The organism is Winogradskyella ouciana (assembly GCF_965284585.1).
GTDB classification, from domain to species: Bacteria; Bacteroidota; Bacteroidia; order Flavobacteriales; family Flavobacteriaceae; genus Winogradskyella; species Winogradskyella ouciana.
This window is the reverse complement of record NZ_OZ260095.1, coordinates 2,963,923-2,988,529: the sequence shown is the minus strand read 5'-3', so window position 1 is coordinate 2,988,529 and position 24,607 is coordinate 2,963,923. Positions and strand designations below refer to the sequence as shown.

The following is a 24,607-nucleotide window of genomic DNA, read 5'->3' as shown; positions in this document are numbered from 1 at the left end:
AATTAAATAGATTCCTGCCATCGCAGGAATGACAGAAATGAGCAAACAAAAGATTTTAATAATATGCTATTATTGGCCACCAGCTGGAGGACCAGGCGTACAACGATGGCTAAAATTTGTAAAGTACTTACCTGATTTTGGTATTGAGCCCATTGTTTACTGCCCTGAAAATCCAAACTACCCAATTATTGATGAGAGTTTAGTTGATGAAATTCCAAATAATGTAACTGTTTTAAAACAGCCTATAAAAGAACCGTATGGTTTGGCTAATGTCCTATCAAAAAAGAGTTCTAAAAAAATAAGTTCTGGTGTAATTCCAAAAAACAAAAAGCAATCATTAATAGAAAAACTGATGCTCTATGTTAGAGGGAATTACTTTATACCAGATGCTCGTAAAAATTGGGTAAATCCTTCGGTTGATTTTCTTTCAAACTATATAGGTGAAAACGAAATTAAAACCATTATTACCACTGGGCCACCACATAGCCTACATTTAATTGGCCTTCAACTAAAAGAAAAATTGAATGTTAATTGGATGGCTGACTTCAGAGACCCATGGACTACCATTGGTTATCATAAAGAACTAAAGTTAACAAAAGCATCAAAAGCAAAACACAGTGCTTTAGAAGCTCAAGTCTTAAACTTAGCGGATAAAATAATAGTAACCAGTAATCATACTAAGAACGAATTTGAAACTAAGACCAAACAGCCTATTACCGTTATCACTAACGGATACGATTCACATTCCATAAGGGTAGAAGGGAAGGATAAAAAGTTTACGTTATCGCATATAGGTTCATTACTTTCAGAGCGAAATCCTGCGGTTTTGTGGCAAGTGATTTCTGAATTGGTTGATGAAATTGAAGCATTTTCAGGAGCCTTTCAGCTCAACTTAATAGGTGTGGTTAGTGATGATGTTGTAGAATCTATTCATCAACATGGATTGGAACAGTTTTTAAATGTAGTTGGTTATGTAAGCCATGAGGAAGCGATAAAGTTTCAAATGAAATCTCAATTATTATTGTTAATTGAAATTGATTCCGAAGACACCAAAGCCATTATTCCGGGAAAAATCTTTGAATATCTCATTTCCGAAACACCAATATTAGCCATAGGTCCTAAAGACGCTGATGTGGAGCGAATCATTACATCCACAAATACAGGGACTTATTTTAACTACAACCAAAAAAAGGAATTAAAAAATCAGATCATGAGCTATTTTGAATCTTACCAAAAAAATAGCCTAGAAGTGAATGGTATCGGACTTCAAAAATATCATAGAAAGGCACTTACAGAGCAATTGGTAAGTTTAGTGCGTTAGAGTTTTGGAACTTGGTGTTTTTAAATTGTAAATTGTGATGCTATGGGCATCGTATTAAATCAATCCTTTAAAAATACAATAAGCACTTATATAGGTTTTGGTGTTGGTGCCATTAATACCTTGTTCCTCTACACTAACTTTTTAACCGATCAATATTATGGGCTAGTTGCCTTTTTGCTATCTGCTGCTAACATTATGATGCCGTTTACGGCATTTGGTGTTCATAATGCGATTATTAAATTCTATTCGTCTTTTAAATCTAAAAACAGCATCAATAGCTTTTTAACCTTAATGTTATTTTTGCCGTTGGCCTTTATTATTCCTGCTGTGTTTATAGGTTGTTTTTCTTATGAAGCCATAGGAACTTTATTGTCTAGGGAAAACCCTATAGTTAAAGATTATGTGTGGCACATCTTTATTCTTGCCGTTGCCATGGCTTATTTTGAAATATTCTTCGCCTGGTCTAAAGTGCAATTGCAAACCGTTTTTGGTAATGTGATGAAGGAAATATTTCATCGTGTTTGCATTATGGTTTTATTGTTTGCGGTGTATCTAGACTGGTTAAGTGTTGAGCAATTTATTTTGGCACTGGTTGGAGTTTATGTCTTACGAATGCTAATTATGAAACTGTATGCCTATTCTGTTAGGTTTCCAAAATTTAAATTTCAAAAAATCGAAAAGTTACCAGCTATATTAAAGTATGCTGGACTTATGATTATAGCTGGTTCTGTAGCCATGCTCATTTTAGATATCGACAAATTTATGATTGGCTTGATGATAGAGGATATTGAGCAAGTAGCTTACTATAGTGTAGCCATTTTTATCGCAACCGTAATTGCAGTACCGCAACGCTCAATGCATCAAATAATGATGCCCTTAACGGCGAAGTATCTCAATGAAAATAACAAATCAGCCTTAGAAGATCTATACAAGCGTAGTTCTGTGAGTCTATTGGTCATCAGTGGTTTTATTTTTCTATTGATTGTCTTAAATATTAATCAGCTATATGAAATACTGCCGGAAGAATTTACAGGTGGACTTTTCGTAATCCTAATTGTGAGTCTGGCTAAATTGTATGACAATAGTTTAGGGAATAATAATGCCATATTATTTAATAGTGATTATTACAGAATGGTGTTACTTTTTGGTGTCGCTTTAGCGATAATCGCTATAATTTTGAATTTTATTTTTATCCCAGTTTACGGTATAGACGGCTCGGCATTTGCAACATTTCTGGCTGTTGCTATTTATAATACGGTTAAAGTTGTATTTGTAAAGCTTAAGTTTAACGTACAGCCTTTTACATGGTCGTCTGTAAAGATTTTTCTCATTTTAATCTTACTTTCTGGACTCATGTATTTTTGGGACTTTCCGTTTCATCCAATAGTAAATATTGGTCTTAAGTCTGCTTTGGTTGGTCTTCTGTATTTTATCTTGATTTATAAATTGGATGTTTCAGAAGATATTTCTACCCAAATAAAAAAGTACCTAAGACTATAGGTACTTTATATAAACGAGAAATCCCGTAAGGTGCTCTGAGGCATACATCATACGGGACTTCTACTAACCAACCAAAAAAATCATGTTTTTATCTTTTATCCTCTGCTTCGTCTTGAGTTAGATCTGGTAGAACTTTGGTTGCTTCTTCTACTTGTTTTAGATCTAGACGATGCTGAAGATGACTTTCTCTTATTTTGAACTGTACTTCGCTGTCTGTTATTTTGCGTTGTCGTTCTGCTATATGTACGAGAGTTATTGGTTTTCGGTTTTCTTACCGAAGTACTTTTTTTTCTCTCTACTTTTTTAGACACAGAACCACGTGTTCTGGTCACATTATTATTAGTATTTCTTTTTGTTCTTGTACTATTACTCGGTCTAGTCACTCTAGTATTAGAACGTGTGGTAGTGCCTTTATCAGATCGTTTTATAGATCTTGTAGTCCTAGCATTGTCACCACGAGTTGCTCTTGTACTGTTGCCACGTGTTGCTCTAGATGTTCTGGTAGACGAGTTTTCTGCAAGACGTGTAGTTCTAGTTCTTGTGATTTCTGTGTTTCTGCGGGTAACCGTTCTCTGTATAGTACGCTCTCTTCTATTTCTTGGAGTCTGTACGTATCTATCACTAGTGTTTCTTCTAGTTACTTGTGCGTTGCCACGTCTTCCATTGTTAACATTGTAATATCTCACGTTGTTTCTATATGGTCTGTAATAGATATGTCTAACAGGTGTGTAAAATTGTCTGTATGGACGCACATTAACAACACAGTAATTTACTGGTGGAATAATGTAAAATCTATGCCAAGGTCTCCAAACGTATGCTCTGTTATAAACGTTGATGAACCCATCACATCTCCAATATGTATTGTTTCTGTAATAAACATTTAATCCACCAATTCTACTAATTCTGTTAAATCCGTTATAAGTGATAAAAATGTTACCGATTTGATTAACCCTTCCATAGAAATCATAGAAGATTGGTGTGTTTTCAATTTGAATGATTGCACCAAATCTATCATACTGCACATATGGGTTATAATCATAACCTGCGTTAAAACTCAAGGTAAAACCTGGTGTATCGATGCCAACACTGACGTCTGGTCCATAATCAGGTAAATAAAAATCGAATTGTCCGTCTCTGTAAACCGAAAATTCAATGCCTCCTTCAGTAAATATGAAAGAATTCCCATAACCTCTCACATAATTATTAATAGAAGCATCAGCCTCAGATGTTGTTGTGGTGGTTGTAGTTGCGAATGCAGTAGTGCCAAAAGCCACTATACTTGCAAATAAAAATAGAATCCGTTTCATAGTTAAAGGGTTTTAAAATTAAATTCATCTAGTAATAAACAAACAGCGTGCCAAAATATTTAACTATTTGATACACTGATATTTAACAAATCATAAAGGTAAATGCTTCAAAATTTATACTTTAGCCATCTATAAATAAACTTACCATGAGCGACTTAGAAGATAATAGCATTGAATTACGTAAGGTATTTAGTATAAAATCATTGTTTTTGAAGCTCATAGGTGTAACAGCAGCTACTGTGGCTATAAAAGGATTTATGATTCCTAATCACTTTTTAGATGGTGGTCTCTTGGGAATTTCAATTCTTTTGCACGAAATTTATCATATCGATGTTTGGATACCATTGCTTCTCCTTAATATTCCTTTTGTGTTTATGGGCTATAGGAAAATTGGTAAAAACTTTGCTGTACATGCTTTAGTAGCGCTAATTTTGTTAGGTGCAGCGCTTAATTTAATTCCCGTTCCGGCAATCACAAAGGATCATTTTTTAGTCGCTGCTTTTGGTGGTGTTTTTGTTGGATTAGGTATAGGCTTTGTAATTAGAAGTGGAGGAGTCATTGATGGATTGGAGGTGATAGCTGAATACACAAATAAGCAATTGGGTTTTTCAACAGCTGAGATAATTATCGCAATCAACACCACTATTTTCTTAATCATTGCTTTCTTTTTAGGCCTGGACAAAGCCATGTATTCTATAATTACCTTTTTTACTGCGGTAAAGGTTTCAGATTATATCGTAAATGGGATAGAGAAATTAATTTCATTAAATATTATATCTCCTAATTCTGAAATGGTTAAATCGCTTATTGTAAATGATTTCAATAAAGCTATTACGGTTTACAAAGGTGAAAGAGGAAATTTACCTGGTTCTTATGGAGTAAAAGAAGATTGCGATATTATTGTAACGGTAGTTACAAGATTGGAAATGCATAAAATTAAAAAAGCCATTGCGGAAAAAGACCCTAAAGCATTTATGTTTGTACAAAATATTAGAGAAGTTGGTGGCGGCATTCTAAGTAGAAAAAGTGCTCGTTGATGAAAGTACCCTTTAAGAAAATACAAGCTCATGTATTTGAGCTTTTAGAGAAAAATTTACCAAGCTATTTAACTTATCACAGTGTAGAACATACGCGCTATGTTTTAGAGAAGGTTATCTACATAGCTTCAAAAGAGAATATTTCTAAATCAGATTTATTACTCTTAAAGATAGCCGCCTTGTATCATGATGTAGGGTTTATTAAATCACATGAAAATCATGAAGAGATTGGTTGTGAAATTGCTTCAAAGGATTTGAAAGGTTTTCATTTTTCTACAGAAGACATCGATTCTGTATGCGGAATGATTATGGCTACTAAAATCCCTCAGGATCCAAAAAACCATTTGGAAGAAATTTTAGCTGATGCCGATCTGGAATATCTAGGCACTAAACATTTTTTTTCGGTTAGTGAATTGTTGTACAAAGAGCTTAAGTATTTTAATAAAGAACTAACGCCACAGGAATGGTATAATATACAAGTGGATTTTATTAATAATCATACTTATCACACCAATTATTGTAAGCACTATAAATCTTTCAGGAAATATAAAAACCTAGAAAAACTCATGTATCAGTCTGGTAATTTTTCAAAAAAATAAACCCTGAACTATTTGGGGATATATTCAGGGTTATTATAGCCATCAAATACAATTTAATGGTTTAACATATCAATCAAAATCTTTGAATTTTCCTTTCTTCTGCTTCTTTACTTTACCATTCTTTCTGTAATAGTAATGGTCGTCATCATCATCCCAATCGTCGTCCCAATCATCATCATCGAAAGAGTGACTATCAAAGTGATCTAGGGTACAGCCAGAAATTCCACAAAAGCCACAACCTTGGTTGCTAAAGTTTACCTGTCCTCGGGTACCAATCACCTCTCCATATCTATTATAAAGAATTTGTAAGCCACCAACCTGTTTTAGTTGGCCTCTTCTGTAACTCATATATACAGAACCAGCACGTTTAATTCTGCCTTGTCTGTCGTAATTGATAAATACGTTACCAATACGTCTTACACGTCCTAATCTATCGTGTTGTACCAAAACACCTCTTTCACCTCTATGGTATCTTGTGCCTGGTGCTCCGTAAGTTCTATTTGTGCCACGTCTATTACGTCTGTAATAGTGATTGCCTGGGACTGTAGAAAATGCTTCCGTATTAAAGTCGAAGCTTCCATCAGGAAAAATCAAAAACTCTACACCACGTTCTACAAACAAAATAGGTTGTGCATAACGATAGCGTGCATTTTTAAAATCTTCCCCATTTAAAACAGCATCTCCTGCTGTTGTCGCTGTGGCTGATGTTACTCCTAATAACACCATTGCCAAAAAAAGTACTTGCCTTTTCATATTTTATAGGTTTTTAGATTTGCCTAGCTCTAACTCGTTTAGAACTTTTAGGCTTACGCTATATGTCTGTAGAAAACCAATTAGCGTGCCAAGATTACAAATCGTTTAATCACAGTCGCTTACAAAACATTTTAAGGCAAGCTTTGTAACAAAATTGATGCTAAGTCTTCTAAATTATAGCTAACCATATTATAAATTTTACTACTTTTAAAGCAGACTAACCACCAATTATGGATACTAACCAAGCCACTTGCCAGAATTGCGAGCAACCTTACGATGAAGGTTTTCAATTTTGCCCTCATTGCGGACAAAAAACCAATGATGAGCTAACTATTGGTGTGCTTTTCTATAACACCATCAGCAATTACTTTTCCTTTGATGCAAGATTTTTAAAAAGCTTTATTCCATTAATGATTAGGCCAGGTTATTTGGCTAAGGAGTTTATAAAGGGTAAGCGGTTGTTGTATTTGCATCCAGCTCAGATGTATTTGTTTGTTGCTGTTATCTTCTTCTTTATTTTTAATTTTTATGTACGTGAGGGTAGGGAAGAATTAGATAAGAATATGCAAAGGGTTTTAGAGAATAGATCTGAAAAACTTGCACAACGTGATAGTGTCATTCCTCAAGACTCCATTAACGTAAACGAATTTGTTAAACCCCTTCAAGAAAATGGCGTAAATATAGGTTTAGATGAAGAGGGCTTAAAGGCACTCGACTCCATATCGAATATTAAGATTCCAAAAGACGATATAGAGACATCATTTAGTTTTAATGAACAAAAGTTGGATTCTCTAATTGCAAAAGGCGCAACAGATGAAGAGCTTTATAAGGCCATGGGAATGGATGAAGATGATGGTTTTTTAACCAGGAAGTTTTATGAGCAAGGATTAAAGTTTTACAGAACGATGGGTTTGGGTCAAATCTATCAAACCTTTATCGATAGTATACCTTTAGCTATGTTCTTTTTGTTGCCAATTTTTGCCTTTTTGTTAAAACTATTCTTTTTTAACAAAGGAAGATATTCGCATCATTTAGTCTTTAGCTTTTATTATTTCTCGTTTTTGTTTGTAGTATTCAGTATTATTTTTGGCGTTAACCGTTTTTGGCCTATACCAGATTGGATAGACTGGCTTGTAGCATTTTCTACATTTATTTATTTGCTTCTAGCAATAATTAAATTTTATGGACAAAACTGGTTTCTAAGTTTTATAAAAAGCGGTTTGGTGAGCTTTTTATTTTTATTATTTGTTTTGCCTTTATCTTTTGGAATTCTTGGTGTAATTGCGTTTCTGTTCTACTAGTTTTCCATTTTAGTCAAAACACTATAGCCCATTAACTTGCCTTTTTTGTTATAAGACTCAGAGCGCACTAAGCCAATACCTTCTGAATACCATTCTTTAGAAGAGGCTCTTACTTTAACAATCATTTTAGTACTGATGTTTTGTGATATAACAATACAATCAAACTCACCAGCTTCTGTAGTTAATGTCTCTCTTTTTTCTACTTTGCGGTCGGTTATTTCTATTGTCATTTTAAATCCGATAGCACCAGAAGATCCTATACTTACATTTAAAGTGCCATCTTCTAGTTCAGTACCTGGACTAGCGTCCATTTCAGGGATTTCAAATTTTGAAGCATCTACTTCTACATCCATTCCGTCGTACTGCGACATTTGACTTCCATCCATTTTAACGGCCATATCTAGATCAAAAACACCATCAATGCATTTCGCTTCGTATTCGCTCTCAAAAATTTGCTTTCCTTTTTTGTCAAAAGTTGTTGTTTTTATTTTAAAGGTCACTTCATTACCGTCCACGATTTTATCAACCAATTCATAATTGACCGTTCCGGTAATTTTCCCTTTGGCATTATAGTTTGTCAATTCCCATTTTGTGCCTTGTTCTGTAGGTACATAGGGTTTACAATCTGTTTGTGCAAAAGACGTGTTGCACACTATAAAAAGTAATAGGATGGAAGTTAATGTTTTCATTTTGTAAAAAATTGGTTAATAGCTGTTTACAATTTACAAAATGAAAATTAAACGAAATAATTTATCCCTTATCCTTTTAGGTTAATTTTAGACTAATATCTAGGTTAAAGCTTATCAACTAAGTATCTCCCAGTGATTGAACTGTCGTTCTTTACGAGTTCTTCTGGAGTACCAAAAGCCACTAGATGACCTCCCTGTTTTCCACCTTCAGGTCCTAAATCAATGATATAGTCAGCACATTTTATCAAATCGATATTGTGCTCAATAACAATTATAGAATGTCCCTTTGCGATTAATGCTTGAAAGGATTTTAATAGTTTCTGTATGTCATGAAAATGTAAGCCTGTCGTAGGTTCATCAAAGATGAATAAAGCGTTGTCGCTTTTGCTACCTTTTCCTAAGAACGTTGCCAACTTTATACGTTGTGCCTCACCACCAGAAAGAGTAGAAGAGGACTGTCCCAAAGTAACGTAGCCTAAACCTACGTCTTGCAGTGGCTGTAACTTTTTCTCAATTTTAGTTTGCTTATAGGTTTTAAAGAAGTCTATAGCATCATCAATCGTCATATTAAGAATATCGTCAATAGACTTACCCTCAAAAGTGACTTCCAATACTTCTTTCTTAAAACGTTTACCGTTACAAGTGTCACAAGTTAAATGCACATCTGCCATAAACTGCATTTCAATAGTCACTTCGCCTTCACCTTTACAAGTTTCACAACGTCCACCATCGACGTTAAAACTAAAATGTTTTGCTGCATAGTTTCTAATCTTGCTCAATTTTTGTGATGCAAACAACGCTCTGATGTCATCGTAGGCTTTAATGTAAGTCACAGGATTAGAACGCGACGAGCGACCTATTGGATTTTGGTCTACAAACTCCACATGCTGAATGTTACTATGATTCCCTTTCATTTCTGTAAACTGACCAGCCTTATCACTAAACCCAGTTAATTTCTTCTGTATGGCAGGAAATAAAATCTTCTTCACCAAAGTACTTTTTCCACTACCAGAAACACCAGTAACAATGGTGAGCATTTCCAATGGAAAAGTGACGTCTATATTTTTAAGATTGTTCTCGCGTGCGCCAATGATTTCAATGTTGTATTTTGATGTTCTACGTTTTTCAGGCACTTTAATTTCTAATTGCCCATTCAGATATTTTGCCGTTAAGGTATCTGAAACCAAAATGTCCTTAAATTCTCCAGTGGCCACGATTTCACCACCAAACGTACCAGCTTCAGGGCCAATGTCAATAATTTCGTCGGCAGCTTTCATGATGTCTTCATCGTGCTCAACAACGATAACGGTATTGCCCAAGTCGCGCAAAGATTTTAAAACTGAAATTAAGCGTTCCGTATCCTTTGGATGCAAACCAATACTTGGCTCATCTAAAATATACATGGATCCCACTAAACTACTTCCAAGCGATGTTGCTAAGTTGATGCGCTGACTTTCACCACCAGATAGCGTATTGGATTTTCTGTTAAGTGTCAAATAGTTTAGTCCAACATTTGAGAGGAACTCGAGTCTTGTGTTGATTTCGGTCAGTAAACGTTTGGCAATTTTAGCATCGTATTCGTTTAGCTTTAAATTCTTAAAAAACTCAGCCAGTTCGTTTAATGGTAAATCCACCAAATCCGTAATCGTGGCATCGTTGATTTTTACATAACCAGCTTCTTCTCGTAAGCGTTTGCCCTTACAAATGTTACATTTGGTCTTGCCACGATAACGCGACAACATCACACGATTCTGAATTTTATAAGCTTTAGATTCTAATTCGGCAAAGAAACTATCTAATCCTTCAAAATATTGATTACCAGACCAAATCAATGCTTTGTGTTCTGGACTCAATTCAAAATAAGGTTTGTGTATAGGAAAATCAAACTTATGTGAATTATTCACCAGTTGATCTCTGTACCAGCTCATACTTTCACCTCGCCAAGGAAAAATAGCATTTTCGTAAACCGACAATGCTGTGTTTGGCACTACTAAATCTTCATCTATACCTATAACATCACCATAACCTTCGCATTTAGGACAAGCTCCATAAGGGTTGTTAAAGCTGAATAGGTGAGCGTTGGGTTCAAGAAAAGTCATGCCATCCAATTCAAATTTATTGTTGAAAGTAGTCTGCTTTCCGTCTGAAAGCGATTCAACAATGCATGTACCTACTCCTTCAAAAAAAGCGGTCTCAATGGCATCTGCCAGTCGATTTAAAAAATCTTCATCGTCTTTATAAACAATTCTATCTACAACGAGATAAAGGTCTTTTGCTGATTTAATATTCTGCTTCAATGCATCATCGATGCGCAAAACTTCATCCTTAACTTTAACTCTTGCATAACCTTGTTGCTGAAGTGTTTGCAATTTGTTTTCAACTGTTCGGTCTTTTTCTAAAATAATAGGTGATAACAATAATAGTTTTGAACCTTCCTCAAATTTTGAAATATAATCTATGACATCAGTGACTCTATGTTTTTTTACCAAATCTCCAGAAATAGGAGAGTAGGTTTTACCAATTCTGGCAAATAATAATTTTAGGTAATCGTAAATTTCGGTAGTTGTGCCAACGGTTGAACGTGGGTTTGTTGAATTCACTTTTTGCTCAATGGCTATAGCAGGAGCAATGCCTTTAATGTAATCTACCTTTGGCTTATTTAATCGTCCCAAAAACTGACGCGCATAACTACTCAAACTTTCAACATAACGTCTCTGGCCCTCAGCATATAAGGTGTCAAATGCTAAACTCGACTTACCTGAGCCAGATAACCCTGTAATAACCACTAATTTATTTCTAGGAATAACAACATCAACATTTTTGAGATTATGCAATTTTGCACCTTTTATGATGATGTTTTCTTTCGGATTTACGTCTAAAATAGTAGTGTTCATAGGATTTTTGAGAATCTAATTTCGCAAAGATACTACATCTTATCCATCTATTAAAGGAACATTTTTTCCGATAAAATGTTAAAATTTGGTAATATTTTTTGCTTTTTCGGAATGATTGTTGTTATATTTGAAGCATAATCATTTAAAAAACAACTGCGTATAGCATAATATTACTTTAGAAAATTTTAACCCCTTGCTAAGAAGTCCGCTTCTTACTACTAAGAGTAATATTATGAAAAAAGAACTTATCCAAGACGCAGAGTTGGTCAGCAACTACATTAAAGGAGACGAGAACGCCCTTGCCATATTGATAGGCAGGCACAAACAGAAAATCTATAGTTTTATTTATTCTAAAGTATATGATAGAGACATCACAGAAGATGTTTTTCAGGATACCTTTATTAAGGTCATTAGAACCTTAAAGCGTGGTAAATATAACGAAGAAGGTAAATTTTTACCTTGGGTAATGCGTATTGCCCATAACTTGGTCATTGATCACTTTAGGAAAAACAGCCGAATGCCAAAGTTTGACAATGCTGGTGAGTTTAGCATTTTTTCTGTTTTAAGCGATTCTAGCTTAAATGCTGAAAAAAGCATGATAAAGGAGCAGGTAGAATCTGACGTAAGACGTGTTATTGAGGAACTTCCTGAAGATCAGAAACAAGTGCTTATGATGCGTATGTACCAAGATATGAGCTTTAAGGAAATCTCAGAGCGCACAGGTGTAAGCATTAATACAGCGCTGGGTAGAATGCGTTATGCGCTCATTAATATGCGTAAAGTTATAGAACAAAATAATATCGTTTTAACGAATTGATACAATAAAGTGTTTTAAGGTGCGTTTTTAATCCATATAACAAATCCAAAACTGGTAATATGGAAAAAATTTACTCTAACGCTTCCCCAAAAAAAAACAACCTGCATCCAAAAGATGAAACCGTGAGTTTCCTTTTGAATTACTCAAAGGCTTTAAGTGTTATAAATTATAATAAATTGAAGTTTGAAGCACTTCTAAATTAAGTTGGAAAAGAATCCTGATTTTTACGAATCAGGATTTTTTTTGCTTTTTATAATACTCGTCTAATACCGATTTTCGCCCAATGGTTTTGGTAATAATATCTTTTTCCAAATCCCAGCCACGCGCTGGGGAATACTCTCTACCATACCAGATAATTTGAAGGTGTAGATCATTCCAAAGTTCTTTTGGGAACAAGCGTTTGGCATCTTTTTCGGTTTGTACTACATTTTTACCATTGCTTAAATTCCAACGGTACATTAGACGATGAATGTGCGTATCCACAGGGAATGCAGGAATCCCAAATGCCTGTGACAATACAACTGCAGCTGTTTTATGACCCACAGCTGGCAAGGCTTCTAGCTCTTCGTAAGTCTGTGGAACTTTGCCATTATGTTTATCAATTAAAATATGCGATAAGCCATAAATACCTTTGCTTTTCATTGGAGACAACCCTACTGGTTTTATAACTTCTCTAATTTCTTCGACACTCAATTTAATCATGTCATAGGGATTATCAGCGCGTTCAAATAACAACGGTGTAATTTGATTAACACGCACATCAGTACTCTGTGCAGACATCAATACCGCTATTAATAAGGTATAAGGATCTTTATGGTCTAATGGAATGGGAATTTGCGGATATAATTTATCCAAAGTATTGATAACAAAGTTTACCTTTTCTTGTTTGGTCATTTCGCTGTATTTTTACAGAAACACAAATTTAAGCAATTATGACACATTTAAAAGAAGGAGATAAAGCGCCTGATTTTTCAGCAAAAGACGAACAAGGCAACACGGTTTCTTTATCAGATTATAAAGGTAAAAAGTTAGTGGTTTTCTTTTATCCAAAGGCGAGCACACCTGGATGTACAGCTGAAGCTTGTAACCTTAATGAAAACTACGATAGGTTTAAGTCAAAAGGATATGAAATTTTAGGAGTAAGTGCCGATAGTGCCAAACGTCAGTCTAATTTTAAAAATAAGTATGGATTTCAATATTCACTTTTGGCAGATGAAGACAAAAACGTAATTGAAGCCTTTGGAGTTTGGGGACCAAAGAAGTTTATGGGCAGAGAATATGATGGTATTCATAGAACCACTTTTATTATTGATGAAAATGGTATAATAGAAGATGTGATTACTAAGGTGAAGACCAAAGCGCATACATCTCAGATTCTTTCAGAGTAGATTGTTGTTAAAATAATAAAAAGCGACTTTTTCAATATTTTGTCTAATGAAAGAGTCGCTTTAAAAATTTTAGATTTTGCAATTTTATTTATGCATCACCTCTTCAGATTCGCATCCAAATAAACTCTTTTCCTTAATTAAGTTTGAAACACCTTCAGGGAGCATTTCTTCCCAACCATCTTCGCCATCTGCAATCATTTTAAGGACCGTTCTAGAGAATACGGCTAGGTTTGAGGTATCAAAATCAGTAATATCCACAACCTTACCATTGTATTTAAAGAACTTGTAAAGCTCTTTCATACGAGGGTGTACCTTAAGGTTTTCACTATTGGTTAAGCTGCCATCATCGTTTTGCATTGGGTAAAGATATACACGCAAATCTTTATAGAATAATTTACCGAAGGCTTCTAGAATTCCACCACTTAAATGGCGATAGTATTTTTCATCAAAAATATCAATGAGATTGTTAACACCCATTGCAAGTCCCATCCGGTTTTTAGAATATTGAGAGAAATATTCAACCAGTTTATAATATTCCTGAAAATTGGATATCAAAACCGTCTGACCTAGAGAGCATAATAATTTTGCACGATCCATAAAATCTTGCTCATCAATTTTACCTTCTGCTCTTAAATTGGATAATGTAATCTCAAAAATGACTTGAGTATTGTCCTTATCAACCTTATTCTCTTTTATGAACATATCGTATGATTTCTCATACATATCCATATTCACTTTGGTAACAGGTCTAAAACTACCTCTTAAAGCAAGGATATTCTTTTTATACAGTACACGAGCAGGCAGTACATTGTTTCCATCTGGTGCAAACATTACAGCATCTGTCATTCCGTTTTTAACTAGCTGTAAACTCATTAATCTGTTATCTACATCCTTAAAAACAGGTCCAGAGAAATTTATCGTGTCTATTTCAAGTTGGTCTTTATCTAAATGATCATATAAATAGCGTAATAATTTTCGTGGTTGATTGTATTTGTAAAAGGCACCATAAATTAAATTAGTTCCTAGTTTACCAAGTGTCTCCTGTTGTAATCGCGCATCATTTTCTTTAAAGCGAATGTGAAGTAAAATATCATTATAAGCTTGGTCAGGTGCTACCTGATATTTTATACCAACCCAACCATGACCTTTGTATTTCTTTGCAAAATCAATTGTAGCAACTGTATTGGCATAAGCGAAGAAGATCTTGCTTGGATGCTTTTCCCTAACGATTCGTTGCTCAATTAGTTCAACCTCATGATTGAGCATTTTTTGAAGTCTAGCTTCTGTTACATACCGCTTGTCATCCTCAATACCATAAATAGCATCACTAAAGTCTTTGTCATATGCAGACATTGTTTTTGCAATGGTACCTGAAGCACCACCTGCTCTAAAAAATTGGCGTACAGTTTCTTGGCCTGCACCTATTTCGGCAAAAGTTCCGTAAATGTCTTTATTGAGATTAATACGTAAGGCTTTGTCCTTGAGGGAGGGAATGTTTTCAAATTCCGAGTCGCCTATATACGTTATTTCTTCCATGGATATTGGGTTTGCATCGTTTTAGCAAAGGTATTAATTTAGTATCGCAAACAAAAAAATAAGCTTACTTTTGTTATAAACTTAACACCCTTGAAAATTACATTTTTAGGCACCGGAACCTCACAAGGGATTCCAATAATCGGAAGCACACATCCTGTGTGTTTAAGTGATAATCCAAAGGATAAAAGATTACGTGTCTCGGTTTTGATAGAATGGGACAATTTTAGTTATGTGATTGATTGCGGTCCTGATTTTAGACAACAAATGCTCAAGGCAAATGTTGCTAAAATTGATGGTATCGTTTTTACGCATGAGCATGCAGATCATACCATGGGTTTGGATGACATAAGACCATTTTTCTTTAGACAAGGTGATATTGATCTCTACGCTCACAAGCGAGTTTTTAAAGCCTTGAAAAAACGTTTTGATTATATTTTCACTTCCGAGGCCAAATATCCTGGTGTGCCGAGTGTTAGGACGCACGAAGTTAAAAACAAACCGTTTGAGCTTGGTAACCTTAATGTAGTTCCCATTGATGGATTGCACCACAAATTACAAGTATTTGGGTACCGATTTAAGGATTTTGCCTATCTCACTGACATGAATTTTGTGCCTGATATGGAGGCAGATAAGCTTAGCAACTTAGAAGTTCTCGTTGTTAATGCACTTAGGATAAAGCCTCATTTATCTCATTTTAACCTTGAAGAAGCTTTGGATTTTATTAAACGAGTAAAACCAAAACGTGCTTATTTAACTCATATTAGCCATCATATGGGTTTTCATGATGATGTACAACAAAACTTGCCAAACAACGTTTTTCTGGCATACGATAACCTACAAATAACCATTTAAGATATTATGAAGAGTAAATTATTTATGTACCTGTTTATTTTTTCGGCATTGCTCATTATTTTTCAATATGTAAATTCTAAAAATATAATCGACAAATACGAAAATGACATTGATAGTTTTAAGACTGAAATTGCAGAACAGGAAAAAACCATCGAAGCCTTGGAAGAGCAAAATTTTGAATTGAATTACTTTAACATAGATCGAAATGACAATGCTCTGGATTATTTTGTTGCACAAGGTTATAACACCGAACAATTAATTAATGCGATTAAAGAAGGACTTTATAATATGAATGATTACGAAGGTGATGACCATCCCATTGTACCATTTGTATCCATGACAGATTCTAAGTTACTAATTAATAAAGTTAGAATCTTAAATCATAGATGGATTGTTGCAAACTTTACTGATGGTGAATATTGGGGAGAAATCTTTATCACCTATGAAATTGATGAGAACAACGATTTAAAGTATAAGCTTGTTGAGTATTTTATGTATCCTAAGGTCGCATAACATAAGACTTAATAAATGTTAGGTTGAGCGCAGTAGAAGCTCAATTAGTTACGATTCAATGTTTTAAATATAGTCTTTCAGCCAATCCTTAAAATCATAAAAATTCTGAGGTGCAACACCATGGCCAACGGGATATTCTTTATACGTATAGTTAATGTTTAAAGCCTTAAGAAAATCTGGTGTTTTTCTTGCCCAATCCACAGGTATTACCTGATCTGCCGACCCATGAGAACAGAAAAAATTGAGATGCGAAACCTCACTATCTTCAATTGAATCGGGTAAAATACCTTTATTGATGTAACCGCTCAAAGCCACAATATTTTTAATTTTTGTTGGGTAATTAAGCGCCACAGCATAGCTGAGAATGGTACCTTGGCTAAATCCTAAAAGCGTTACATTTTCAGGATTCACGGGATATGTTTTGCAAGCATAATCTATAAAATCTGCAATTTTATCAACCGACTCAGTGGCTTGTTCATCATCGCTCCATTTGCCTTTTTCAGCATCGAAATTTATAGCATACCATGCATTGCCAAAGGGTTGCATCGCGTAGGGCGCTCGCAGTGAAATGATAAATAATTCTTCTGGCAATTCTGATGCAAAAGAAAATAAATCATTTTCATCGCTTCCGTAACCATGGCACATAATCATTAGAGGTGTATTTTCCTTTAGTTTAGAAGGTCTTTTGATGTAATGTAAATCTGCCATACTTATTGTCCGATGGATTTAAATAAATTTTGAAACACGCTGCCAAGTATTGGGATTTTGTTCATTTTGCCAGATATGGCGCCAATTATTCCATAAATAAAAAGGACAGAGAAAAATATCCACCAAGAATAGGTGATATTCCAATTATTAAAATAGCTTACGACATATCCCATTATCATGAAGAGAATCCATAATCCAAGCCCTTGTCTAACATGAAAAGAAATAAAAGGGTTTCGTTTTTCTTGATTCATAAAGAAAGCAATTAAGACGCCAATAATCGTTATATACGCAACAATTCCTAGGGGCTTACCTTCTTCAATTGTATTTTGATCCATTATTTTAAAACAATTTTATTATTAGCGATAATGCCATAAGTCTTCCCGTTTAATTCCTTGCCTAAAAATGCACTGTTCTTAGATCTTGAAGTGATGTCAGATTTATCAAATTGATAATTAACATTTGGATTGAACAAACATAGATCCGCAGCTTCACCTTCTTTAATTATTGATTCCTTCACGCCAAACCGTTCTTTGCCTTGCGTTAATAGACCAATGGTTTTTTTGGTAGTAAAAACAGTCTGTAGTGCTCCAAATGCAGATTCTAAACCAATAGTCCCATATTTAGCAAAATCGAATTCCACTTTTTTATCCTCTATATCAATCGGATTATGATCCGTTGTGACCATATCAATAGTGCCATCTTTTAAACCTTCAATTAAAGTATCACAATCGTTTTGTGTACGCAAAGGTGGCAGTACCTTATATCTCGTGTCAAAACCTTCTAAACTATCATCAGTAAGCACTAGATTGTGTATGGCAACACTACAGCTTACATCGAGTTTCTTTTGCTTTGCAGCTCTGATCAACTCGACAGATTGTGCAGTTGATATGGTTGGGATATGTAATTTACCTTCGGTATATTCCAATAAAAATAAATCTCTGGCAATTTGAAGTTCCTCTGCCAAAGCCGGATTACCTTTTAAGCCTAGGCGTGTGCTATTAATATTTTCGTTGACCACTCCCTTTCCAGAAATTTTTGATTCTTGAGGAAATGAACAGACCAAACCACCAAAATTACTCGCATACTGTAACGCAATCTTCATTAAGTTAGGATTGGATATAGGTTTTTGATAATCATAGAATGCCACAGCTCCAGCATTTTTCATATCAAAAAGCTCTGCTAAATCTTTTCCATTACTGCTTTTGGTTAAAGCACCAATAGGATATAGGCTCGTCGCTTTGCTCTGTGCTTTTGACTTTACAAACGTAATATCAGCGTAACTGTCAATTACAGGATTGGAATTGGCATTCAGTGCAACCGAAGTAAAACCAGATTTCGCAGCTGTGTTTAAACCGTTTTCAATGGTCTCGCGTTCTTCGTAACCTGGCTCTCCAAAAGATACGCTACTATCAAACCAACCTTGGGATACGTGTAGATTATCTAATTTTATTTCTCTGTAATTATTGGGATTTGAAATGCGTTTGGAAATCTTAGCGATACGACCTTTTTCAATTAAAATATCAACCGTTTCGTTGTGAAAATCACTTTTAGAATCAACGATAGTGGCAGATTTTATGAGTGCGTTCATTTAAGATATTTTAGTAGAAGTATCTCTATAATTAAAAATACCAGTGCAAAAATAACAAACCATTTCCATAGCGCATTAACATTTGTGCTACTTTTTATATCATTGATTGTAGATGCTAAGCTGCTACTTACATCAGTATTGGATATGTTTTGTAAGTCATAATAGCTGAGGTTACTTTCGTTTCTGTTGTAATTAAAACTAAGATTCTGTATAATTTGTTCTTTGTTTTTTACATTAAGTATGCCTGCAGTATTAGGGTAGTCTTCCGTTTCCATCACTACTGATTTGCTATAGGTTTTCTGCAGGGGAATCACAGAAGCGTCATCTGAGGATAAAGTTAAAATATCATCCTGACCCAACACAGCATTTACGGCAATGGTATTGGGTTGGCCAATGGAATAGTAAAGTTGAGATAACTTTAGGCTTTGCTTCCCAATATTGTATAGCACAGGAACAATTAAAGGCGAATTTTTAAAGTTGGAATTTTCTTTATTCAGTGCAGACGAAAATGCATATGAACCAGCGTTTCCTGTTAAAAAAGAACTTCCATCTTCATAAGATAAAACACTGTTGGAATTTGAAGAAAATTGATAGGAACTGCTAACCTTTGGGTATTGAAAATTGGTCACTTTTGAATAAAAAGCATTGGCCAAAAGTGGATGGTTATAATTAATGGTTGTTATTCGTTTCTCATTATCATTTAAAGAATTATAATAAGAAATATTTAAATTATTAATTAATTGATTATAAGAATTTAAATCAACATTATTTGAAGGTATTATTAAAATACTTCCTCCGTCATTTTTAAACGCATTTATTGCTGTTTTTAAAGCTTCTGAAATCGTTTCAATCTCATTTAACACAATTAAATTCTGATCTGGGATGAGATTAAAATTTAGAGCGTTAAAATTATAAGCTTGGTATTCAAATTCATCATCGGTATAAATGCGTTTTAGAAAACCGTCTTCTGCTTCTTCTTTAACAGCTAAAACCTTAATTTTCGGTTTATCATTTATATTAAAATAAAAGACGTTGTCGTACAGCAAACCATTGTCTTCAACAACCAATTTACCATTAATAGCCATAGCATTAGATATGGTGAACGTGGTTTCAGCATCACTATCAATATCCACTGCGCTTTTGGCTAATAAAGCATCATCATTAAATAATGAAACCGTTACATTCTCTAAAGCCTCACCTTGGTTGGATAGCTTTACGTTTAAGTCTAGTGTTTCCGCAGTTGTATTAGTAACATAAACACTATCTATACTCACATTAGCTATAAGTGTAGATTTTGGTTGAACTAATTTTAAATTCAATGTACTGTCAGCTTCAAAGGTCAAATTATTTGCTTTTTGCTGAAAATCTGATACTAAAACCAAATTACGAGTTGAAGAACCATCATCCGAAAATAGTTGCCTGCCTTTTAAATACACGGCATCATAATCAAGTTGAGTAGGGGAATGCTCTAACTGTATTAAATCATTCTTTAGTGCTTTAACCGTTGTATTTCTAAAGGTTTGGGTATTGGTAAAGAGCGATATGGGCTCATCTTCTGGTAAGGTGTTGATAATGTCTTGTATAGCTTCATTCAATAATGTACCATTTTTACCTTTGGCTTGCATACTGTAGGAGTTATCCAAATAGATGACTGTTTCCTGAGCTTCATTAAAATCTTCTGTATTAGGAATAAAAGGTTGGGCAAACGCGATAATTACACAGGCTAACAGTAGCATACGAGATAAAAGGGTTAACCACTTTTTTAATTGTGAACTCTTACGTGTTTGTAATTTTACCGCCTTTAAAAACTTTACATTGGTAAACTGAACTTTTTGAAAACGACGAAGCTGAAATAAATGAATAAGAATGGGAATGACCAGTAAAAATAAGGCGTAAAGTAATTCTGGGTGTTTAAACTGCATTCATCGAATTTTAGGAGACCTAGCAGGTTTTACAAACCTTGCAGGTCTAAAGCTCAAATATAGAAAATGCAAAACGATAACAGTATTGCGCTTTTGAGAATTTTAACAGAAAAAGAAATAATCAATCATAGATTTCATGCCATTATCAGTGAAGTACTGTCTAATCTCTTGCTGTTCATGGTCATTGGCAACGGTTACAATACTCTGAGGATGGTTTAGTTGCAATAAATAATCAAAATTAAAAAGCTCTTGATCGTAAATATGTTTGCCTATTTTTTTCTCGTTATCGCATATCCAGTAAAACGGAACTTTCTTTTCAATTAAAAGCTTCGCCACGGTCTTCCCTTTATTACCAGCTCCCCAAATAGTTAAGGGTCGGTTTGGGTTGTAATCCAACTCTAAAAAATAATGCACCTTAATATCCAAAAAGTAATTAATGGCATAATGTTCATGGGTTCTCGATGTACGTGTACTGTAATCGCGCCAATGGAGTAGGACTTTATCACAAGGAATACAGGTGTAATCTGCTTTATAAAACCGAAAAGCCAAATCATAATCTTCAGGATAGCGATTGGGTTGAAAGCCTTCACAAGCTATAAAATCATCACGATGCAACATCCAACATGGTGACGGAATAACACATTCTTTATAGATTTCAGAATAATTGCTTCCTGTTGCAGTCAATTTATTAATCCAGCGTTCGTAGCGTGCATAACCATCGCTAACACCATCTGACCTGAAGTATTTCACTTGTCCGACGGCAAGATGCGCCTTTCCATGTTTTAAAAGACTGTTCAGCATGATTTCTAAACGATCAGATGACATAATATCATCGCTATCCATTCTGGTGATATAACTTCCTGACGAATGCTTAAAAGCCGTTCTTAAAGCTTCAATGATGCCATTACCATTGTTGTTGTAAAGCTTTATTCGGGAATCTTGGTTAGAAAATTCTTTTACAATTTGTTGCGAGGAATCCTCAGAATGGTCATTGACAAAAATGGCCTCCCAGTTTGTGTAAGACTGATTTATGATGGACTTTAAACATTCAGTAATAAAGTCTTCCGTATTCTTAAATGGGATTAAAATGCTTACAAGCGGTTTAGACATGGCACGAATTTAACAAAACCTTTAGGTTTATAATAGTAACAGATTGTAGATTTGTGCGTCTAGTAAAAAAAATAATAAGATAAACATGAAGAATTATATAGCCATACTTGGCTTAAGCGTAATTTTGGTAGGCTGTGGTTCAGCAAAGCCAAAAGTAGATGATTTAGCGGTAAACAATCCTATTGAAACAGCTTTAGATTTAACAGCAGTAGTAGATGACAAGGTGCCAGTAACCATTGATCCTGGTCGTTTTACTGCGGAAACGGTAACTTATAGATTACCGAGAGTTGTTCAGGGAACATACTCTGTTAGTGATTTCGGAAAGTATGTCGATGACCTTAAGGCATTGGATTACGATGGCAATGAATTGGAAGTTTCTAAAGTAGATACCAATACTTGGACCATTTCTGACGCTACTAAATTAGATAAGCTTACCTATTATGTTAATGATACGTTCGATATAGAATCGAGTGGAGGTATAGGAGGTGAAAATCCATTTTCTCCTGCAGGTACTAATATCGAAGATGACAATTATGTATTAAACCTTCATGGATTTATAGGATATTTCGATTCTCTAAAGAATAACCAATATGCATTGGATGTTACGGCACCAGCAACTTTTGTAAGAACTTCAGCTTTAGAAAATACAGGTATGAAGTCTAGCCCAGATGGAAAATCCATAACAAGCAGTTACTTCGCACAGCGTTATTTTGATATTACCGATAACCCAATGATGTATGGTAAGTTGGATGTTGAAGAATTTATGGTTGGTGATATTAAGATTGTTTTGAGCGTCTATTCACCAAATAATGTACATACAGCTGCAAGCCAGAAAGAGACGGTTTACAAAATGATGCAAGCCCAAAAAGAATATTTGGGAGACGTCAACAGTACGGCACGTTACGATATTTATTTATACTTATCAGACGGTTCTGAAACCGCGCCAAAAGGTATGGGAGCTTTAGAGCATCACACGTCTACAGTAGTAGTTTTACCTGAATCTTCAAGTAAAGAAGGTTTGGCTGCTTCTATTATTGATGTGGTAGCGCATGAATTCTTTCATATTGTAACACCATTATCGGTACATTCAGAAGATGTACACTATTTTGATTATAACCAGCCTACGTTCTCTAAGCATCTTTGGATGTACGAAGGTGTGACGGAATACTTCGCACAGCACTTTCAGGTATATGAAGGGTTGATTGAGCCTAGTGCTTTCTATAACACTATAATGTCTAAAATAGCCACGTCAAAGAATTTAGATGATGCCATGAGTTTCACAATTATGAGTGAAAACGTATTGGAAGAGCCGTATGCATCTAATTATTACAACGTCTATATGAAGGGTGCTTTAATCGGTATGTGTATTGACATATTAATGCGTAAAGAAAGTGATGGCAATAGAAGTATGTTGTCTTTAATGAAGGAATTATCAGCTAAATATGGTAAAGAAAAGCCATTTGAAGATGATAAGATTATAGATGAAATTACAGCTATGACTTACCCAAGTGTTGGTGAGTTCTTAAAAACACATGTTGAAGGAGATGTACCCATCAACTATAACGCGTTTTTTGAAATGGTAGGTTTAACTATGGGTGAAACTGAAGTGCCAACAAATTACATCTTTGCAGGTGGACAGAACATTATTTTTGATGCAGACCCAGACAAAGGAACCATTTTCTTTTCGCCTATGGCATTAAAGAATTCATTTTGGGCATCCCAAGGAGTTCAAGCAGGTGATGTTATAAAAAAGGTGAATGGTACAGATTTAACTTTGCAAAATGCACAGCAAGTAGTTGGAGGTATGTTTGCATGGCAAGTAGGGCAGGAGTATAGTTTAAACATTGAGCGCAATGGTGAAGCTATGGAACTTAAAGGCACTTTAACTGAAGCTACAGCAAAGAGTGAATCCTTAGTTGAAGACCCAAATGCTACTGAAGCGCAAAAGGCGTTAAGGGCTGCTTGGTTGAAAGGGTAAACTTATTATTGAAATTAATTATAAAGGCTTCTTCCGAAACTTAGGAGGAAGCCTTTTTTTGTGTAAGATGCTGGAACAAGTTCAGCATGACAACGATTGATATTTGTTACTACATTTTTGTCGTTTTTCAGTAATCCCACAGTTTGTCATTCTGAATTCATTTCAGAATCTTGTATATGATATGGTAAAAGATGCTGAAACAAGTTGAGCATGACAAGGATTTATGTTTCTTTCTACATTTCTGCTGTAATCCAATACTACCTTGATTTGTCATTCTGAATTCATTTCAGAATCTGATAGGGTTAAAGATGCTGAAACGAGTTCAGCATGACAATAGAATTGGGTATTATTGCCATATTATGCAATTCACTCAGGTTTGGTTTGTTGTTCAGAACTTGATTCAGAATCTAAATTTTTCCATAAGTCATCCCAATTTGGATTTGACTCTTCAATAAGGTTAATCTTCCATTGACGTCTCCAATTCTTTATTTGTTTTTCTCTTTTAATTGCATCTTCCACATATTGATATTCTTCAAAATAGACCAAGCGCTTTAGTCTGTACTTAGAAGCAAAATAACTCCCAATACCATCCTTGTGTTTTTCCATTCTATCGTCAATGCCTCCAGTGAATCCTGTATATAAAACACCTCTTGGTTTGTTGTTAACAATATAGACCCAGTAGTTATGGTAAGCGCGTTTTGGCATTTTACTTTATTTAAGATGCTGAAACGAGTTCAGCATGACAAAGGTTAGTATTTGTTTCTATATTTCTATCGTTATTCAATAATCACTTA

Annotated in this window: 22 protein-coding genes; 11 read left to right on the top strand and 11 right to left on the bottom strand. The window is 34.7% G+C overall.

The window, feature by feature from the left end; translation table 11 throughout:
* Nucleotides 1-37: 37 nt before the first annotated feature.
* Together ACQ65V_RS13325 and ACQ65V_RS13320 are read left to right on the top strand one after the other, a co-directional pair.
* On the top strand, nucleotides 38-1,321 hold the full coding sequence (locus tag ACQ65V_RS13325; RefSeq protein ID WP_430468292.1) for a glycosyl transferase family 1: 1,284 nt from the start codon (nucleotides 38-40) through the stop codon (nucleotides 1,319-1,321).
* Between the two features lie 42 nt (nucleotides 1,322-1,363).
* Nucleotides 1,364-2,821 carry an oligosaccharide flippase family protein gene (locus ACQ65V_RS13320; RefSeq protein WP_430468291.1) on the top strand — a complete coding sequence of 486 codons (1,458 nt, stop codon included), beginning with the start codon at nucleotides 1,364-1,366 and terminating at the stop codon, nucleotides 2,819-2,821.
* 95 nt (nucleotides 2,822-2,916) lie between these two features.
* On the opposite strand, the gene ACQ65V_RS13315 is transcribed toward ACQ65V_RS13320, so the two are convergent.
* Nucleotides 2,917-4,128: a hypothetical protein gene (locus ACQ65V_RS13315; protein WP_430468290.1), complete on the bottom strand. Its 1,212-nt coding sequence runs from the start codon at nucleotides 4,126-4,128 to the stop codon at nucleotides 2,917-2,919.
* A gap of 146 nt (nucleotides 4,129-4,274) precedes the next feature.
* On the opposite strand from ACQ65V_RS13315, the gene ACQ65V_RS13310 reads away from it, so the two are divergent.
* Entirely contained in the window at nucleotides 4,275-5,165 is an 891-nt protein-coding gene (locus tag ACQ65V_RS13310) for a YitT family protein (RefSeq protein WP_430468289.1), read from the top strand.
* Entirely contained in the window at nucleotides 5,165-5,764 is a 600-nt protein-coding gene (locus ACQ65V_RS13305; RefSeq protein WP_273289831.1) for an HD domain-containing protein, read from the top strand. The genes ACQ65V_RS13310 and ACQ65V_RS13305 overlap by 1 nt, the downstream gene beginning before the upstream one ends.
* Nucleotides 5,765-5,833: 69 nt before the next feature.
* Here ACQ65V_RS13305 and ACQ65V_RS13300 read toward each other — a convergent pair whose 3' ends face one another.
* The gene (locus ACQ65V_RS13300; protein WP_430468288.1) at nucleotides 5,834-6,517 is read right to left on the bottom strand and encodes a hypothetical protein; all 684 of its coding nucleotides are present in this window, start codon (nucleotides 6,515-6,517) and stop codon (nucleotides 5,834-5,836) included.
* Between the two features lie 230 nt (nucleotides 6,518-6,747).
* On the opposite strand from ACQ65V_RS13300, the gene ACQ65V_RS13295 reads away from it, so the two are divergent.
* The gene (locus ACQ65V_RS13295; protein WP_430468287.1) at nucleotides 6,748-7,818 is read left to right on the top strand and encodes a DUF3667 domain-containing protein; all 1,071 of its coding nucleotides are present in this window, start codon (nucleotides 6,748-6,750) and stop codon (nucleotides 7,816-7,818) included.
* On the opposite strand, the gene ACQ65V_RS13290 is transcribed toward ACQ65V_RS13295, so the two are convergent.
* Nucleotides 7,815-8,507, bottom strand: a complete 693-nt coding sequence (locus ACQ65V_RS13290) for a hypothetical protein (protein ID WP_430468286.1) — start codon at nucleotides 8,505-8,507, stop codon at nucleotides 7,815-7,817. The genes ACQ65V_RS13295 and ACQ65V_RS13290 overlap by 4 nt on opposite strands.
* Before the next feature lie 104 nt (nucleotides 8,508-8,611).
* A complete protein-coding gene (gene uvrA, locus ACQ65V_RS13285; RefSeq protein ID WP_430468285.1) occupies nucleotides 8,612-11,401 on the bottom strand; it encodes an excinuclease ABC subunit UvrA in 2,790 nt (929 codons plus the stop codon).
* Nucleotides 11,402-11,633: 232 nt separating this feature from the next.
* Between uvrA and ACQ65V_RS13280 the strand changes: the two genes are divergently transcribed.
* Nucleotides 11,634-12,218, top strand: a complete 585-nt coding sequence (locus ACQ65V_RS13280) for an RNA polymerase sigma factor (RefSeq protein WP_430468284.1) — start codon at nucleotides 11,634-11,636, stop codon at nucleotides 12,216-12,218.
* A gap of 231 nt (nucleotides 12,219-12,449) precedes the next feature.
* Here the strand turns inward: ACQ65V_RS13280 and ACQ65V_RS13275 are convergent, their stop codons facing one another.
* On the bottom strand, nucleotides 12,450-13,112 hold the full coding sequence (locus tag ACQ65V_RS13275) for an endonuclease III domain-containing protein (RefSeq protein WP_430468283.1): 663 nt from the start codon (nucleotides 13,110-13,112) through the stop codon (nucleotides 12,450-12,452).
* Nucleotides 13,113-13,150: 38 nt separating this feature from the next.
* On the opposite strand from ACQ65V_RS13275, the gene bcp reads away from it, so the two are divergent.
* Nucleotides 13,151-13,606 (top strand): thioredoxin-dependent thiol peroxidase, encoded by a 456-nt coding sequence (bcp, locus tag ACQ65V_RS13270; protein ID WP_430468282.1) that lies wholly within the window; start codon nucleotides 13,151-13,153, stop codon nucleotides 13,604-13,606.
* Between the two features lie 84 nt (nucleotides 13,607-13,690).
* Here bcp and ACQ65V_RS13265 read toward each other — a convergent pair whose 3' ends face one another.
* A complete protein-coding gene (locus ACQ65V_RS13265) occupies nucleotides 13,691-15,142 on the bottom strand; it encodes a TonB-dependent receptor (RefSeq protein ID WP_430468281.1) in 1,452 nt (483 codons plus the stop codon).
* A gap of 90 nt (nucleotides 15,143-15,232) precedes the next feature.
* On the opposite strand from ACQ65V_RS13265, the gene ACQ65V_RS13260 reads away from it, so the two are divergent.
* Entirely contained in the window at nucleotides 15,233-15,994 is a 762-nt protein-coding gene (locus ACQ65V_RS13260; RefSeq protein WP_430468280.1) for an MBL fold metallo-hydrolase, read from the top strand.
* A 6-nt stretch (nucleotides 15,995-16,000) separates the two neighbouring features.
* A complete protein-coding gene (locus ACQ65V_RS13255; RefSeq protein ID WP_430468279.1) occupies nucleotides 16,001-16,507 on the top strand; it encodes a hydrolase in 507 nt (168 codons plus the stop codon).
* A gap of 63 nt (nucleotides 16,508-16,570) precedes the next feature.
* On the opposite strand, the gene ACQ65V_RS13250 is transcribed toward ACQ65V_RS13255, so the two are convergent.
* A complete protein-coding gene (locus ACQ65V_RS13250; protein ID WP_430468278.1) occupies nucleotides 16,571-17,215 on the bottom strand; it encodes an alpha/beta hydrolase in 645 nt (214 codons plus the stop codon).
* A 29-nt stretch (nucleotides 17,216-17,244) separates the two neighbouring features.
* Here ACQ65V_RS13250 and ACQ65V_RS13245 point away from each other — a divergent pair, with 29 nt between their 5' ends.
* Nucleotides 17,245-17,409, top strand: a complete 165-nt coding sequence (locus ACQ65V_RS13245) for a hypothetical protein (RefSeq protein ID WP_430468277.1) — start codon at nucleotides 17,245-17,247, stop codon at nucleotides 17,407-17,409.
* Nucleotides 17,410-17,549: 140 nt separating this feature from the next.
* On the opposite strand, the gene ACQ65V_RS13240 is transcribed toward ACQ65V_RS13245, so the two are convergent.
* From ACQ65V_RS13240 to ACQ65V_RS13230, 3 genes are all read right to left on the bottom strand, one after another.
* Nucleotides 17,550-18,803 carry a dihydroorotase gene (locus ACQ65V_RS13240; protein ID WP_430468276.1) on the bottom strand — a complete coding sequence of 418 codons (1,254 nt, stop codon included), beginning with the start codon at nucleotides 18,801-18,803 and terminating at the stop codon, nucleotides 17,550-17,552.
* Nucleotides 18,800-20,725 (bottom strand): BatA domain-containing protein, encoded by a 1,926-nt coding sequence (locus ACQ65V_RS13235; RefSeq protein WP_430468275.1) that lies wholly within the window; start codon nucleotides 20,723-20,725, stop codon nucleotides 18,800-18,802. The genes ACQ65V_RS13240 and ACQ65V_RS13235 overlap by 4 nt, the downstream gene beginning before the upstream one ends.
* Nucleotides 20,726-20,827: 102 nt before the next feature.
* The gene (locus ACQ65V_RS13230; RefSeq protein ID WP_430468274.1) at nucleotides 20,828-21,835 is read right to left on the bottom strand and encodes a glycosyltransferase family 2 protein; all 1,008 of its coding nucleotides are present in this window, start codon (nucleotides 21,833-21,835) and stop codon (nucleotides 20,828-20,830) included.
* Between the two features lie 85 nt (nucleotides 21,836-21,920).
* Between ACQ65V_RS13230 and ACQ65V_RS13225 the strand changes: the two genes are divergently transcribed.
* On the top strand, nucleotides 21,921-23,813 hold the full coding sequence (locus ACQ65V_RS13225) for a peptidase M61 (protein ID WP_430468273.1): 1,893 nt from the start codon (nucleotides 21,921-21,923) through the stop codon (nucleotides 23,811-23,813).
* 366 nt (nucleotides 23,814-24,179) lie between these two features.
* Here the strand turns inward: ACQ65V_RS13225 and ACQ65V_RS13220 are convergent, their stop codons facing one another.
* Entirely contained in the window at nucleotides 24,180-24,518 is a 339-nt protein-coding gene (locus ACQ65V_RS13220; protein ID WP_430468272.1) for a GIY-YIG nuclease family protein, read from the bottom strand.
* Nucleotides 24,519-24,607 lie beyond the last annotated feature (89 nt).